15 protein-coding genes are annotated in these 15,029 nt (G+C 40.4%); 5 read left to right on the forward strand and 10 right to left on the reverse strand.

All coding sequences use genetic code 11. From position 1 onward, the window contains the following. The first annotated feature begins 17 nt into the window (after positions 1–17). Complete coding sequence (locus tag AC1DQW_RS01335) at positions 18–533, forward strand: GNAT family N-acetyltransferase (RefSeq protein ID WP_477452481.1); 516 nt, start codon at positions 18–20, stop codon at positions 531–533. A gap of 208 nt (positions 534–741) precedes the next feature. On the opposite strand, the gene AC1DQW_RS01340 is transcribed toward AC1DQW_RS01335, so the two are convergent. Next, positions 742–2,073, reverse strand: coding sequence for an FAD-dependent oxidoreductase (locus AC1DQW_RS01340; RefSeq protein WP_477452482.1), 1,332 nt, complete (start codon positions 2,071–2,073; stop codon positions 742–744). An 89-nt stretch (positions 2,074–2,162) separates the two neighbouring features. Here AC1DQW_RS01340 and AC1DQW_RS01345 point away from each other — a divergent pair, with 89 nt between their 5' ends. Then, positions 2,163–2,696 (forward strand): YfiT family bacillithiol transferase, encoded by a 534-nt coding sequence (locus AC1DQW_RS01345; RefSeq protein WP_477400531.1) that lies wholly within the window; start codon positions 2,163–2,165, stop codon positions 2,694–2,696. Positions 2,697–2,749: 53 nt separating this feature from the next. Here the strand turns inward: AC1DQW_RS01345 and AC1DQW_RS01350 are convergent, their stop codons facing one another. From AC1DQW_RS01350 to AC1DQW_RS01365, 4 genes are all read right to left on the reverse strand, one after another. Further along, a complete protein-coding gene (locus AC1DQW_RS01350) occupies positions 2,750–6,481 on the reverse strand; it encodes an ATP-binding protein (RefSeq protein WP_477452483.1) in 3,732 nt (1,243 codons plus the stop codon). Between the two features lie 58 nt (positions 6,482–6,539). Continuing rightward, positions 6,540–7,427 carry an ACP S-malonyltransferase gene (gene fabD, locus AC1DQW_RS01355; protein WP_477452484.1) on the reverse strand — a complete coding sequence of 296 codons (888 nt, stop codon included), beginning with the start codon at positions 7,425–7,427 and terminating at the stop codon, positions 6,540–6,542. Between the two features lie 93 nt (positions 7,428–7,520). Continuing rightward, positions 7,521–8,159, reverse strand: coding sequence for a GTP cyclohydrolase I FolE (gene folE / locus AC1DQW_RS01360; protein WP_477400536.1), 639 nt, complete (start codon positions 8,157–8,159; stop codon positions 7,521–7,523). Between the two features lie 9 nt (positions 8,160–8,168). Then, complete coding sequence (locus AC1DQW_RS01365; RefSeq protein ID WP_477452572.1) at positions 8,169–8,585, reverse strand: 6-pyruvoyl trahydropterin synthase family protein; 417 nt, start codon at positions 8,583–8,585, stop codon at positions 8,169–8,171. A 94-nt stretch (positions 8,586–8,679) separates the two neighbouring features. Here AC1DQW_RS01365 and mqnB point away from each other — a divergent pair, with 94 nt between their 5' ends. Further along, the gene (mqnB, locus tag AC1DQW_RS01370) at positions 8,680–9,300 is read left to right on the forward strand and encodes a futalosine hydrolase (protein ID WP_477452485.1); all 621 of its coding nucleotides are present in this window, start codon (positions 8,680–8,682) and stop codon (positions 9,298–9,300) included. Between the two features lie 27 nt (positions 9,301–9,327). Further along, the gene (locus AC1DQW_RS01375; RefSeq protein ID WP_477452486.1) at positions 9,328–10,176 is read left to right on the forward strand and encodes a menaquinone biosynthesis family protein; all 849 of its coding nucleotides are present in this window, start codon (positions 9,328–9,330) and stop codon (positions 10,174–10,176) included. Between the two features lie 67 nt (positions 10,177–10,243). Here the strand turns inward: AC1DQW_RS01375 and AC1DQW_RS01380 are convergent, their stop codons facing one another. The 5 genes from AC1DQW_RS01380 to AC1DQW_RS01400 form a co-directional block, all read right to left on the reverse strand. Next, positions 10,244–10,942 carry a fatty acid desaturase gene (locus tag AC1DQW_RS01380; protein ID WP_477452487.1) on the reverse strand — a complete coding sequence of 233 codons (699 nt, stop codon included), beginning with the start codon at positions 10,940–10,942 and terminating at the stop codon, positions 10,244–10,246. Between the two features lie 30 nt (positions 10,943–10,972). After that, positions 10,973–11,824 (reverse strand): 4-hydroxy-3-methylbut-2-enyl diphosphate reductase, encoded by an 852-nt coding sequence (locus AC1DQW_RS01385; protein WP_477452488.1) that lies wholly within the window; start codon positions 11,822–11,824, stop codon positions 10,973–10,975. Between the two features lie 108 nt (positions 11,825–11,932). After that, on the reverse strand, positions 11,933–12,604 hold the full coding sequence (locus AC1DQW_RS01390) for a carotenoid biosynthesis protein (RefSeq protein ID WP_477452489.1): 672 nt from the start codon (positions 12,602–12,604) through the stop codon (positions 11,933–11,935). Then, entirely contained in the window at positions 12,583–13,671 is a 1,089-nt protein-coding gene (locus AC1DQW_RS01395) for a glycosyltransferase family 2 protein (RefSeq protein ID WP_477452490.1), read from the reverse strand. Before AC1DQW_RS01395 ends, AC1DQW_RS01390 begins: the two co-directional genes overlap by 22 nt. A 1-nt stretch (position 13,672) precedes the next feature. Beyond that, the gene (locus tag AC1DQW_RS01400; RefSeq protein WP_477452491.1) at positions 13,673–14,293 is read right to left on the reverse strand and encodes a 1-acyl-sn-glycerol-3-phosphate acyltransferase; all 621 of its coding nucleotides are present in this window, start codon (positions 14,291–14,293) and stop codon (positions 13,673–13,675) included. A 95-nt stretch (positions 14,294–14,388) separates the two neighbouring features. Between AC1DQW_RS01400 and AC1DQW_RS01405 the strand changes: the two genes are divergently transcribed. Beyond that, the gene (locus tag AC1DQW_RS01405) at positions 14,389–15,027 is read left to right on the forward strand and encodes an O-methyltransferase (RefSeq protein ID WP_477452492.1); all 639 of its coding nucleotides are present in this window, start codon (positions 14,389–14,391) and stop codon (positions 15,025–15,027) included. Positions 15,028–15,029 lie beyond the last annotated feature (2 nt).

Raw genomic sequence — 15,029 nt, forward strand, 5'->3', positions numbered from 1 at the left:
CATCTTATTGTTACAAAATGGAACTACACGGCCAGGGCTTTACATTACGGCAGTTACGCGAAGGAGATGCGGCATCACTGCAAAAACATGCAGATAATACCCATATCTCCGATTTTTTGTTTGATCGGTTTCCATCGCCTTATACTGTAGATGATGCTATCGCTTTCATCAAATTAAAAATGACCGAAGAGCCTCAAACTCATTTTGCTATAACTATTGACAATCAGGCTATTGGTGTGATTGGGCTCGATTTCAGGGGAGATATTTATAGCAAAGCGCCATTGATAGGGTACTGGATTGGCGAAGCGTATTGGGGCAGGGGTATTATGCTACAGGCATTAAAACTGGTAGTTGATTACGGGTTTAATAATTTAGATATTGTGAGGATGCAGGCCGGGGTACTTGGCAATAACCCAAAATCAATGCGGGTACTGGAAAAAGCCGGATTTGTTAAAGAAGGGATTTTGAGGAATGCTATTTTTAAGAATGGTGTTATTTTGGATGAGCATGTATATGGCATAGTGAAGGGCTAAAACACTCACAAAAACAAAGCTTTTCGGGCGTTTATTGTCGGGGTTAAAAAACGTAAGTTGTTGATAGTTAGCAATAAAGGTGTTCCGCCCGAGTTTTAAACAACAGCTAATGCATTGACAATCAGTATAAATAGTGTTCCACCCTGTTCCATGTGTACCAGGCGTTCCGGTGGAACGCTGAATTAGTAATGCAAAGCCTAAAACAACCTTAATTTACCAATCGCCCGGCCATGTCCACCGTTCGTGCAAATGGGTTTAAAAATTTATTTACCAATACAGCAAATTCCCGCCTGGTTACGGGGCGGTTCATGTCAAAATCAGCAGTGAATTTATATTGCGTTTTCCAGGTTTTGGCTGTACTTGTCTGCAATGTTTTAGGATCTGCAAGGGTTATCTCGCTGATGAGCGATAACAGATTACCAACTGTAAACCTTGCGGCAGGTTTCTCCCTGTTAAACCATAAAAAAGTACGGGAATAGATCTCATTCAAAACGGGCTCAATTTCGACAGTATTAACAGCCGAATCGGGCACGAAAAACATTCGTGTGCTGTTGCTGTTTTGCACTCCCTTTAACAAGCCCGTAGCCCCAACCTGTTGAACAGATCTGAAATATGGATCGTCTTGTTTGATATCGGCAAAAGGCATTAGGTATCCTTTAAAATCCAGCAGCTCGCCTTGTATAGCCCGCACATTTAATTTGCGGGTGGTGGTTTTGAAGAATGCGCAAAAGGCTGCAGTTGCACCGGCACCCTGCCCCAATGTAAGATAGTTGGGCAGGTATTGTATATTATCTTCGGGAATAAGCTTGGCGGTTATCAATAAATTGTCGGCGCTTTTTGCCACTATCGCGCTAAGCGGGATACAGTAAGCCGGCAACTGAGGATAATTGTTTTTGGAAAGCATGGTATCGCCACGCGTTCCCCCAAAATCATTACCGGCCGCAATGCTGGTACGGTATATTGTTGCCTCATAATTGCCGGCAACGGGCTCAAAAGCTTTAAAGTCTGGATTGAATTTCTGGGTGGCTATACCATCTTTAGTGGCATCTATGATCACTTTGGCTTTTATTAGCTGCGATGCGCCATCCTGGCTGATGGTTACCTGCCAGGCATCGCCATCTTTCTTAATGCCTGTAACAGGTGCATTTAGTTTTATGCTGAGGTTTTTTACGGTGTCGGCTATTTTTTTAAGGATAGCAGCCCCGGTATAGGGTTCAAAGCGGAGGGGGGCGTTATAGGTGGTATCGTATCCGGGTGTTGCTTTATAAAACGCCATTACTCTTTTACGAAATTCGCCCCAGATACCTGAGTGCAGATCCTGGCCGACGGTAATCGTTATCATAGTTTGAGAAACCATGGCGGGGCATAATTGAGGCCCCTGCTCAATAAGCAGGGTTTTTATTTTGCTTCGCGCTCCCTGAATTGCTGCCGCGGTACCGCCGGGGCCGCCCCCGATTACCAAAATATCGGTTTTAATGGTTTGAGCGTAGGTAAATGAACAATTTAATAGCAACAATACTAATAGCAGCTTTTTTATCATCGGTATAAATAACACGTACAGAACGCTAATTTAGACTAAAAGCTTGTGGTACTATAAAATTATAGCTAATTTAATTTTTTTTAAAGCTTATGACAGACGAACAAATGAAATACCCGATAGGGAAATTCGCTCCCCCGGCATCATACACCGATGAGAACATACGCGAGTGGATTGATGACCTGCGCACACTGCCCGGCAAATTGCGCAATGCCATAGCCGGTCTTAATTACCAGGAACTGGATACCCCATACCGCACAGGAGGCTGGACATTGAGGCAGGTGATCCATCACCTTGCCGATAGCCATATGAACTCTATTACCCGTTTTAAACTGGCACTTACCGAAAGCAACCCTATAATAAAACCCTACGAGGAAGCCGACTGGGCGTTATTACCAGATTATCGCCTGCCGGTTGAACCATCATTAAAAATACTGGAAGGAATCCACATTCATATGGTGGCCCTGTTTGAAAGTTTTACCGAAAACGAATGGGAACGCACCTTTGTACACCCGGCATCAGGCGATGTTGTTTCCCTTAAAAAAGGACTTGCACTTTATGCATGGCACAGTAATCATCATTTGGCGCATGTTACTGAAACGGTGAAGAAATTCGTTAAAGCTTAAAGCCAAAAGCTATGAATAAAAAGGCTTTTAGCTTTCTGCTTTAAGCCTTTGGCTTAGGCAGCTGGAAAGCTCAGGTAAAAAGAAGTTCCTATATTAATGGTAGTTTCAAACCATATCTTGCCATTGGCATTCTCGATTGAGTTTTTAACAAAGGCAAGCCCCAGCCCCGTACCCGAGCTTTTGGTGGTGAAGTTGGGCTCGAATATTTTTTCGCGCATGTTTTCGGGGATGCCGTTACCGTTATCCTTTATAGTAAGTAACACATTCTTACTGGTTACCAGGTAATTGATATCTATCAGCCCTTTTCTGTCGGGTGGTGTAGCTTCAATGGCATTCTTTAACAGGTTATTAAAGCAACGTAACAATTGATCGCGATCGGCATTAATGATAAATGGCGTTTCGGGTGGGTGAAAACTAATGTGAATATTATCCATCTGTTTAAAAATGGTAACTGCCTGGTTTAGCATATCAAAAATGTTAGTAGGCTCGATACGGGTATCGGGCATTTTAGCAAATGCCGAAAATTCGGATGCTATTGACGACAGGCTTTCTATCTGTTCAACAAATGATTTGCTAAAACGCTCAAATTTTTGATCAAATTTAGGGTCTTTATCCCGCCATGATTTATCAAGCAGTTGTAAGCCCAGCTTCAAAGGCGTTAAAGGGTTTTTAATTTCGTGGGCAACCTGTTTGGCCATTTCCCGCCAGGCACTTTCACGTTCGGACTGGGCCAACCTGTTGGCACTATTTTCCAACGCCGATATCATTTTATTATACTCCTTAACCAGGGCCCCTATCTCGTCGTTACGTTGCCATTTTATTGGCTCGTTCTTTTTACCATATATGGTTCTGCTCAGGGTATCCTGTATAAAGCTTAATGGCGTGGTAATTTGCCTTGCAATAATAATTGCAAACAAACCTATAGCTATAAAAACCAGCGCGTATACATTGATCATTACATTAAGTAACGAACTGATCCGTTCCTTGTAGTCGGCCTCGTTAGAAAAATAAGGCAATTGCACATAAGCAACTGTTTTGTTACCTGAAGTTACTATAGGGGCATAGGCCGCTTTATAACTTAGCTCACCTATACGCTCGTCATTCACAAACTCGGTTTTTTGCAACTTGCTTAAAAATATATAAGCCCTGGAGTTCATTTTTTTTGCTACCAGGCCATATTCATAAATTTTGGGCTGTGTTGTTACCAGCGGTACGCCATTCGTATCAAACAATATCAGGTCGGTTGAGTAGGTTTTGGCCAGGTCATTGAAGTCCACCTGGCTTTTTTCATTCACATTATAAATGTATTTGTTTAATATGCCTGTTTGGAATGCCTCGGTAATGCTGGTAATTTTATCCCGGATCTGTTTATCCTGCTGTTTTTGGTATTGGTTACCAATAGATATAAAAGTGATAAAACCTACAACTATAAGCGTAACCACTACCGCAAATATCATCACAAACTGGATGCGGGTTTTATAAAGTACCTTATCAAAATTTATCCTGAAAGTCCAGCGGATCTTATCATCTTTAATGCTTAGTATCCTGATACGTACCCAGGCCCCCCTTAAAATTATGATGACGGCGCTAAATATCAGCAAAGCCAAAAAAAAGAAGGTAATGGAAGTTACACCATAATATAATGGATTTACCTCCTTGCTCACCACTATTAAATTACGTTTAGTGGGTTTATATATCAGGTGCTCATACTTGGTGAAGGTATTGTACCATTCGGGATTATTACTTTTAGTTGTTTTTACAGTATACTTTTTAAGTGTCCCATTAAAATCGGTATTATTAAGGGAGTAAACATAATTCCCTTTTTGACTTTGCAGCTTATTATCGATATAGTACGCATATGAATAATCCTTAAGTTCATCTTCGCTTTTTAAATTACCATCTATCAATAACTCAGGAAAAGTTCCTACTAACGATTGCAGCGGTTTTGACTTAAACTCAACCACCAATGTCCCCAGTTTTTGGTGCCTGTAGCTTATAGGCAGTATAGCAAAGTAACTCTGAAATCCGAACAACTCGTTGATCCGGTAAAAATAAGCCGACACCTTAAACGAACTATAAACCACCTGGTCTTTAAATACGTTCAGCGAAAAATTATCATCGGACATTGGCTGGTCCATTGCATCATATTCATGTACTTTTAGCCCATATTTTGATAAGTAACCATCAAAATAAAGTTTTTGAAAACGAGTTTTAAGGTACTCGATATTATGCACATTTTCTTTAAAGTAGCGTATGATAGCCGTATCAGTAACAATCCTGCCTTCTACTATTTTAAAAGAGTTTTCGGCCGAACGGTCATCGGGTTCTTCCAGCTTGTGTATTACTCCCTTGCGAATATGTTCTTCTTTAATGCTCTCAAAATGATTAAGCCTAATGGCCGAAATAAGGGCGCATATTAAAAGGATGCCTAAAAAAGTACTTGTGGTAAGCCTGCTACCCTGGTATATAAAACCATACGCCCTGATCAAGACCAACAACATCCACAACAGGTAAAACACAGTAAACTCATGGTAGAAAGCAAAAACAATTGTAGTTATGATAATGCTTGCTACGAACAAAAATGCCTGGTGCGATCTTGGAACATCCAGCTTAAGGCACAGAAAAAGTACAACCTCGTCAATCAGGTAAAAAATAAGGAAACTAAAACAGAGCATTAAAACACCCAGAACACTGAATGAAGATAGGTTAAGTACGTTGTTTACATTAAAGTTGATGTCTGAGTTAACAACAAGATCATAAAACAACCTTAATAGTGATGTAGAAACAGCTATAAGCAGTAATATACAGCTTATTACCATAAAATAGCCGGCAACATTGCCAAATACAATAGTAAACAGGCGGCGCCGTTGCAGGTATACAAAAGCAACGAACCAAAAAACACACAATATATTGATGCAAAGATCGCCCAAAGAAGGATATAAAATACCGGAATGGTAAATTTTAGGGTCAAAGACCTTGAGCATTCCATTAAAATCGGGCAGGTGATAATGTAAGTTAACAAATCGGAGTAGTACAATAAACAGCGCCATAAACACTACGGATAACCAAGCATATCCATTTGCAGCTACATAGCAGCAAATATTATGAATTAAAATGCAAAGTGTTATGATTGTTAAAATCCAGATTGCTAACTCGTAATAAATAAAGGCATCGTTAACGGCCCCTGGCTTTTGCTTTACAGAAAACAGGTAATCATTATTAATGCTATGTATATTATAAACATCCTTGTCAATAAAATTGGCAATCTCAATATTGTCACTGGGAGTAAGGTCCCTTGCGAATGTATTTTGAAGGTATTGGTTAGTAAATGCATAGTTAATTTTTACCGGGATGAAAAAGATAACGGAGAAATCGCCCTCAGTTTTTTTAATCGCTTCGTAGTAACCATTAGGTTGCTTAATAAATGAATTCCCTTCTTTAATACCATCTAAGCTATCAGGCAAAACTTTAATGCCACTCCAAAAGTTTAACCGGTTTTTATAAGCAGTTACAAACCAAATGTTCTTTTGGGTAGTAAAATCATTAATGCTGTTAATGGCATCCTGGTCATTATCGGTAAGCGCTTTAAATTTATTAAACTGGACTTTATCGGTTATTTGTTTATTAACGTAAGCTTCTTTTTTATGTAAATTATCCTCAAGTGTTTGCGCGGTTTGCAACAGGTTATTTATTGGGGTATATGTTTTTTGGACAATAATGGCCGCAAACAATAAACCAATACCTATCAGGGTAAGCAACAAACGTATTTTTCCGGATGCGGTCAAATGATTATAAGATAAAATGATTTAAAAAACAAAAAGCACTATACAGTGCTTTTTAAAGTTATTGTGTTAGCTCGGCACTCTCAGTAACCATGGCCCTGTCAACTTTTTTTACAAGGCCTTGTAATACATTGCCCGGACCAACTTCGGTAAAGGAGGTTGCTCCATCTTCCATCATGTGTTTAACGGTTTGTGTCCATCTCACGGCTCCTGTAAGCTGGGCTATTAAATTTTGTTTTATAAGTGCAGGATCGGTATATGGTTTGGCGTCTATATTTTGGTAGATAGGGCAAATCGGCGATTTAATCTCGGTAGCAACAATAGCCGCTTCCAACTCAACCCGTGCAGACTCCATTAATGGAGAGTGGAAAGCGCCACCCACTTTAAGCTTTAAAGCCCTTTTTGCCCCGGCTGCAAGCAGTTTTTCGCAAGCCGCATCAACACCGGCAATGGTGCCGGATATTACCAGCTGACCAGGACAGTTGTAATTTGCTGTTACTACCACATCGCTCACCTGTTGGCAAACATCTTCAACAGTAAAATCATCCAGGCCCAAAATTGCAGCCATGGTAGATGGCTGCAGTTCGCATGCTTTTTGCATGGCATTGGCACGGGCAGCTACCAGACGCAAACCATCCTCAAATGATAAAGCGCCGGCTGCTACCAGGGCAGAAAACTCACCTAATGAATGACCTGCAACCATTTCGGGCTTAAAGTCATCCTCTAAAACGGTGGCTAAAATAACCGAGTGCAAAAATATAGCCGGTTGGGTTACGTTGGTTTGTACCAGGTCTTCGGCTGTACCGTCAAACATCACATCGGTAATGCGGAAACCCAGTATCTCATTGGCTTTTTCAAATAGTTCGCGGGCTTTTTCTGATTGATCAAAAAGATTTTTACCCATACCTACAAACTGGGCACCCTGTCCCGGAAAAATATATGCTTTCATGTGCCCCCTAACCCCCTAAAGGGGGAATTTTTATGTTTATAATAGTTATTATTTATCAACCCTTCGTATTCCCCCTTTAGAGGGCCGGAGGGCTTAACCCAACTTAGAACTTATCAAATTTAAAAATTCGGTTCGTGTTTTTTCTTTTAAAAATTCACCTGTAAATGCCGATGTGGTAGTTACGGAGTTTTGCTTTTGTACCCCCCGCATGCTCATACACAAGTGGCGGCATTCAATAACAACGCCAACACCAAAAGGGTTAAGCGTCTCCTGGATACAGTCACGAATCTCGTTGGTAAGTCGTTCCTGCACCTGCAGCCTGCGGGCAAAAACATCAACTATTCGGGGTATCTTACTCAGGCCTACAACATATCCGTTAGGGATATAGGCAATATGCGCCTTGCCAAAAAATGGCAGCATATGATGCTCGCACATAGAGTATACCTCAATATCCTTAACAATAACCATCTGGCTGTAATCCTCCTTGAACATAGCAGAGCTCATGATTGTTTTTGCATCCAGATCATATCCATGTGTAAGAAAAAGCATGGCTTTGGCAATGCGCTCGGGGGTTTTTAATAAACCTTCACGTTCGGGATTTTCGCCGATCTGTTTTAAAACGTTAAGATAATTGGCCGATAGGCTTTCAATCAGTTGAGGATTATATCTGTCTACCTTGGTATAACCGTCAATATCATCATCACGGTCGGGGATGTGGTTTTTGTCAATCATTTTATAAAGTTATCCGCCAAAATACTCGGCCGAATTATTTTCAGTTTCATACAATCTAACCGAGTGCAAAAATACACCCTCATAAGCCTCAATAGGCGCTTTAAGCTGGTTAAATATTTCTATACATAGCAACTCTGTTGATGCCATTTTACCCGCCATAAAATCAACATCTTTATTGATGTTTTTATGATCGAGCTTTTCAATAACAAATTCGTTAATGATAATCTTCAACTCTTTAAGGTCAATAAGATAACCAGTTGCGTGCGTAACTTCGCCCTTAACGGTTACAAACAAGTTGTAGTTATGACCATGCCAGTTAGGATTGGCGCATTTGCCAAATACCTCATTGTTTTTTTCAGCGCTCCATTCCTCACGGTACATCCGGTGAGCGGCATTAAAATGTTCCTTGCGCGTTATATGTATCATCATAATATATCGTGAGTGCAAATATACAAAACAAAAACAGGCGAGTTGTTTTATATTAGTACCCAAAAACTTCATCAAAACATTTAAAAACCATATGCTTATATTGGTAGTTGCCGCAACCGCCCCTGAGATAGAACCTCTTAACAAATACTTTGGCAATAAAATAGCTGTGCTTATAACCGGTGCAGGCATGGTGCCTACTGCTTTTGCGCTTGGCCATCATTTTACACTACCCAAATATGACCTGGTAATAAATCTGGGAATCGCCGGCAGCTTCGACAGTAATATTCAGCCGGGCGACGTGGTGGAGGTTACCGAAGATACCTTTGCAGAAACAGGCGCAGAAGATGATGAGCAATTTATACCCATGAATGTTTTGGGTTTTGGCGAAGTTACTTATAAGCCCACAACTACTCTTGAAGAAGTTGTAAGTAATTTTTCACTGAAAAAGGTGCGGGCCATCACTGTAAATACTGTTCATGGGAATGAGTTCTCTATTAAAAAAGCACAGGAACGTTTAGATCCGCAGTTGGAAAGCATGGAAGGGGCGGCTTTTTTTTACGCATGCCAACAGGTTAATGCGCCGTGTATGCAAATCAGGGCTGTGTCAAATTTTGTAGAAAAACGTAACCGCGATAGCTGGCAGATAGGACTCGCCATAAAAAATCTGAATACCTTTGCTATTGATCTGATTGACGCTGTTATTAAGCTTTAATCCGTTATATATACTACACTTTATATTATGAAATTAACTCTCGGCTTTTCGCCCTGCCCTAACGATACCTTTATTTTCGACGCACTGATACATCATAAAATTGATACCGAAGGACTGGAGTTTGAGGTTTTTTATGATGATGTGGAAACCCTTAATCAAAAAGCCTTTCGCGGTGAGTTGGATGTTACTAAACTAAGCTACCATGCCTTTGCCTATGTGGCCGATAAATATGTACTGCTTGATTCTGGCAGCGCATTAGGATTTGGAGTTGGGCCAATGCTGATATGTAAAGATGACCCTGAAAAACTGCTTGCGCAACTGGAAACCGGCAATCCGCAACCCCTAATAGGAATCCCTGGCAAGTATACCACTGCTAATTTTTTATTGGGCAATGCCTTCCCCAATGCTACTAACAAAATTGAGCTTGTTTTTTCGGATATTGAAAATGCTGTATTGGAGGGGCGGGCAGATATTGGCCTTATTATTCACGAAAACCGCTTTACTTACCAGGATAAGGGTTTAAAAAAGATCATCGATCTTGGCGATCATTGGGAAAAACAAACCGGCTGTGCTATTCCGCTTGGGGGCATAGTGGCAAGCCGTAGCCTGCCGGCGGCTATTCAGCACAAACTGAACCGGGTATTACGCAAATCGGTTGAGTTTGCTTTTGCCAATCCCAAATCGGGGCTGGAGTTTATCCGCTCACATGCACAGGAAATGAGTGAAGCGGTAATGTACAAGCACATAGAACTTTATGTAAACAAGTATTCTGTTGAACTGGGCGAAGATGGAAGAAAAGCAATTAAGCTGCTTTTTGATACTGCCCTTAAAAACAACTTTATACCGGCAATAAAGGAAAATTTGTTTCTAAGTTAAGCTAAGGAATACCTCTCACAAGCCTGCAACGGGTAAGGTCAAAACAAAATGGGCATTTGCAAAACAACTATAATTGACCATTCTTTGTTTTTTGAAGACGATTTTTCCATAACATCCACCAGGGGGTAGCGGGCGAATCGTGGTGTTCATAGTGATAGCCAAAAAAGTAGCAGCTAAAAAAAGCCAATACATGATTCTTAGCCTGGCTACGGGCAAAATATTTATTATCATGTTCACCTTTGTGCGGCTGGTAAGTGCCAAAGTAAAACAACTGTAAGGTGCTCAACAGCGAGGGAACTACCCAAAAAAGCAACAGGTTGACCTGCGGAATCCACATTTTTAAAATATTGAACAATACAGCCATCACCACAATTTGCCAGATAGATAAGTAATTGCGGATGAACGTCACATACCAGCTCCAGAAACCGCCGTCATGATAATCAGGATCCTGCGCAGTATGGACTTGGCTATGGTGTAAATGATGTTTTGCGTAAAGCTGCCGATACCAGAAAGATGCATATAGAAAAGTGCACAGATAGCCAATAAAGTTATTAATACCGCGATTGGGCGATATAGTGCCATGCATAGCATCGTGCGCGGTAATAAATAGCCCGGTATACAAATGCATTTGCACCAAAATAAATAGGTAAACCAGTGGATTTGTAAAGCTGAAACGCCACTGCATTAACTGGATGATGGATGCGGTCCAACAACCTATTACGACTATGGCAATCAGCAAACCAATATGTGAGGGCCTTTTTTGCATGTGATTGATGTAACAGCAAAAAGCGTGCTGTTAAAAATTTTCAATGGCGGCTTTTACCTGCTGCATCAGCCACATAGGAGTTGATGTGGCGCCGGCTATACCAACCGTGTCATTTGGCGAAAACATGGATAGTTCCAGTTCACTGGTTGACGAAATGAAATAGGTGTTGGGGTTATGTTTGCGACAAACCTCAAACAATACCTTTCCGTTTGATGATTTTTTGCCTGATACAAAAACGATCTTATCAAAGCGTGTAGCAAATTTTGGCAAATCCTTATCCCTGTTTGATACCTGGCGGCAGATGGTATCATTGGCCTTCAAATCATATCCCCTTGAAATCAACTCGTCTTTTACGCTATAGAACTTTTCCATACTCTTGGTGGTTTGGCTGTAAAGCGTAATGTTGTGGGGCAGCTCTATATTATCCAGCTCGGCAATATCCTGGAAAACCAGGGCTTCGTTATTGGTTTGCCCTTCAAGGCCTATTACCTCGGCGTGGCCGTGCTTACCAAATATGAGGATTTTCTCGTTTGAGTCGTAGGATGTTTTTATACGGTTTTGCAGCTTTAAAACTACAGGGCATGAGGCATCAATAAGGGTAATATTATTTTCTAAAGCGGTACGGTAAGTATCGGGGGCTTCGCCATGGGCACGAATAAGCACCTTTTCGTTATGCAAATCCTTTAGCTCAGCATGATCAATTATCCGTAGCCCCTGAGCTTTTAAGCGGTCAACTTCCTCATCATTATGTACAATATCGCCCAGGCAATACAGGTAGCCATCTTCGGCCAGTATTTCTTCGGCCATATCAATGGCGTAAACTACCCCAAAGCAAAAGCCCGAATCCTGATCGATAGTAACCTGTAAGTTGTACGCTCCCATTATGTTGCAAATATAACCTTGATTTAATGATTTTGTTGTATTTGTTGATTTTTTGACAGGATTTTTAAGGAATTAACAAAGTCTGTAACTGGTATTTGAATAATACATTTAAATCAATCCTAATATCATGAAGAACACAAACTGAATTATAAGCAATACCATAGCGGCTTTGTTTTGCGGTTTAAACCGGAACCTTTCAAAGATGAAAAGCATTCCAGTACTTAATAAAAACCAACAGAAATAATTTTTTAGCGGAATACTATTTCCAGTCCAATGCCAGTAGTCAAAGTGAATGGCGACAGGCTCTATAACCAGATCAAGGAGAACGAGTACCAGGGCTCCGGTTATAATCCGGAAGAAAACATTCCTGATACGGCTTCTTTGCATGAGCACACCTGCAGAGTAAATAAGGAGGAACCAATTTATCCCAATCATCAGGGGGATATTAAATAGTTTAATCCCAAGAGCTTCACCATAGCTATAATTGCCAAATAACAAACCGGTGTGTACACCAATAAGCTCGGCCGAAAAGCTTATAGTAAAAACAAGCAACACAAATAACAAGAATTTTGCGCTTGGTTGATTATGGCTGTAAACAATTACAACTGCCATCAGCATTAAATGCCAGGGTACCAATTTTAAGAAAAGTATTGTTAAAGACGGGATGATAAAACCGATCAATCCTACTACATGAAACAACACAATAATAATAATGGCGATGCGCTCTGTTTTTGTGCTGCCTGTTGATAACTGACTGTTCAAATCCTGCGCCCCTTCCATACGGTTGTTTTGGTGAGGTGTTTCTGGATAGATAGCACTGCAATAAGCAGCATATTAAATATTTGCACCGGATGCAGTACTACATTGTATAGCGCATTTTGCCCCGACTCCAATGAGATCATAATGCGGGTTAGGATAATAAGGCCACACATAAATAGTATCAATGGGAAATTCAGCGTCATAATAAGTATCATCGGGAAAATGATAACCAGCATTAAATAAATTAAAAAACCGATAACACTGTAATTAAACGCCGCCAAAAAATTCTTGCTGAAACCATTAATTGCTTCATTATAGTTTTTGTACATGCGGCAGCTTATCATGCCATTGGCCAGCAGAGCTTCGCCATTGTAGGCTTTGGTTTTTATTAACCTCATAATCTCCACATCCTCAACCACTTTATCTTTTACAGCTTTATGCCATTGTTCCTCATGGTAAATCATCGCATCAAACAACATAAATTGCCCGCTGGCCGCCGCTATTGATGGGTTTTTCACCAGGGAAATTAATCGTACCGGCAGCAGGTTTAACAATACAAAATGCATCAGGGGTACTACCAGCTTTTCGCCCATGGTCACCATTTCCTGGTTGGTGAAAAGGCTTAGCAGGCCCAGATTGTTCAGGTGCATCCGGTGTATGGCGCTATTGATGAGGCCTGGTTTTATCTGCTCGTCGGCATCTAAAAAAAGCAAATAGTTACCCCCGGCCTGTTGGGCCAGTTGGTGGCATGCGTAATTTTTACCTATCCAGCCTGCGGGCAGCCCGCCGCCCTTAATTACATTAAACTTTGGGTGTGTTTTATTGAAAACAGAGCAAACCGCAAAAGTATCATCAGTTGATCCATCATCCAGTATAATAACCTCATAATTTTGATAGTCTTGTTGATGGATGGATTTGAGCAAGGTTAAAATATTATCAGCCTCGTTTCGGACGGGGATCAGAATAGAAACCATATCACTGTATTGCTTGCCTACGCGGCGCAATTTAGGATCGGATATAAAATTGAACAGCGTTACCGAGAAACGCAGAATGATAAAAAAAAGGGTGATTAATATAATTATGGTCACTTTATATATCAAATTCGGTTTGAAGCAGCTTTGTGCTGCTGTAATGTTGCTGGTAAGCTGCTTTTAGCTCGGTTATATTTGTATACTTTTCGATATTGCTTTTTAAGTAAACGGTTGCAGTGGGCTTTTTATGCTTAAAATACTGAATAAATGTTGAAGCAAACACCAACTGGAAGTTTGCCTGCGCTTTTTGCATTATTCTGAACACCCCTTTATCAAACCGTACATCATCAACATAATTTGAAAATAGCTTACCCTGTGGAAAAATCAACACCAAATTTTGTGGATCGTTCAATAATTCTGCAGCATAGTTAAGCGACTCGATGACATCCCTGGATCTTTTGGTAATAGAAAAAGCCCCGGCAAATTTCAAATAATGGAGCATATGTACGGTCTCCTTTTCTACCATTACATGATATTTCTTTTTCAGAAGTTTATCATTTATGCAGTACAGGATCAAACCATCCCAAAAACTAAAATGGTTTGCTACAAGCAATATCGCCCGTTTTTTATCTGTTTCGATGATATCACAAAGTACTTCATGAAAATGTTTGCCAACAACCCACTTTATATAATAATGGATAAGCCGGCTAAAAAAAACATTTTTTTTATTGTAGATCATGAAGTGGAAAGGTAATAAATGTAGATAACAACATCAATTAATGTGGCATATTGGTCCCTTTTTTTCATTAAAAACAAAATTCCTATCTTTGCGGCATGGATATTCTCCCTATTGCTTTACAGGCATATTTAGATGACCATTGCGACCCGGAGCCGGAAGCTTTGCAGCAACTGAACCGCGAAACGCATTTAAAAGTGCTAAGGCCGCACATGCTATCGGGGCATTACCAGGGCAGATTGCTTAGTTTTTTGAGCAAAATGGTAGCGCCAAAATGCATACTTGAGGTGGGTACTTATACTGGTTACTCGGCAATTTGCCTGGCCGAAGGATTGGTTGAAGGCGGTATTTTGCATACCATTGAGGTGAACCGCGAAATGGAGGATATCATCAATTCACACTTTAAACTAACAAATGTTGAAAATAAAATAAAGCTGCATTTTGGAGCGGCAGAGGCCATTATTCCTGATTTGCAAGCAGAGGTTTTTGATTTGGTGTTTATTGATGCTGATAAAAAGAATAATTTTACCTACTTTCAATTGGTTTTTGACAAAGTCAGATCCGGAGGATTAATAATAATTGATAATGTTTTGTGGAAAGGAAAAGTATACGGACCTGAAAAAGATACCGATACTGAAAACATTCGCAAACTAAATGACCACGTAGCTGTTGACACCAGGATAGAAAAACTGATCCTGCCTGTACGCGATGGACTATTGGTTATCAGAAAAAAATAAAT

The sequence above is a fragment of the Mucilaginibacter sp. P5_A4 genome (assembly GCF_056400605.1).

Bases quoted from the DNA above. Each gene is read 5' to 3' on its own strand.
- AC1DQW_RS01335 (WP_477452481.1), top strand. From the start codon at position 18: ATGGAACTACACGGCCAGGGCTTTACATTACGGCAGTTACGCGAAGGA.
- AC1DQW_RS01385 (WP_477452488.1), bottom strand. From the start codon at position 11,824: ATGGGAGCGTACAACTTACAGGTTACTATCGATCAGGATTCGGGCTTT.
- AC1DQW_RS01345 (WP_477400531.1), top strand. From the start codon at position 2,163: ATGACAGACGAACAAATGAAATACCCGATAGGGAAATTCGCTCCCCCG.
- AC1DQW_RS01380 (WP_477452487.1), bottom strand. From the start codon at position 10,942: ATGCAAAAAAGGCCCTCACATATTGGTTTGCTGATTGCCATAGTCGTA.
- AC1DQW_RS01400 (WP_477452491.1), bottom strand. From the start codon at position 14,293: ATGATCTACAATAAAAAAAATGTTTTTTTTAGCCGGCTTATCCATTAT.
- AC1DQW_RS01365 (WP_477452572.1), bottom strand. From the start codon at position 8,585: ATGATACATATAACGCGCAAGGAACATTTTAATGCCGCTCACCGGATG.
- fabD (WP_477452484.1), bottom strand. From the start codon at position 7,427: ATGAAAGCATATATTTTTCCGGGACAGGGTGCCCAGTTTGTAGGTATG.
- AC1DQW_RS01375 (WP_477452486.1), top strand. From the start codon at position 9,328: ATGAAATTAACTCTCGGCTTTTCGCCCTGCCCTAACGATACCTTTATT.
- mqnB (WP_477452485.1), top strand. From the start codon at position 8,680: ATGCTTATATTGGTAGTTGCCGCAACCGCCCCTGAGATAGAACCTCTT.
- AC1DQW_RS01405 (WP_477452492.1), top strand. From the start codon at position 14,389: ATGGATATTCTCCCTATTGCTTTACAGGCATATTTAGATGACCATTGC.
- AC1DQW_RS01340 (WP_477452482.1), bottom strand. From the start codon at position 2,073: ATGATAAAAAAGCTGCTATTAGTATTGTTGCTATTAAATTGTTCATTT.
- folE (WP_477400536.1), bottom strand. From the start codon at position 8,159: ATGATTGACAAAAACCACATCCCCGACCGTGATGATGATATTGACGGT.
- AC1DQW_RS01390 (WP_477452489.1), bottom strand. From the start codon at position 12,604: ATGGAAGGGGCGCAGGATTTGAACAGTCAGTTATCAACAGGCAGCACA.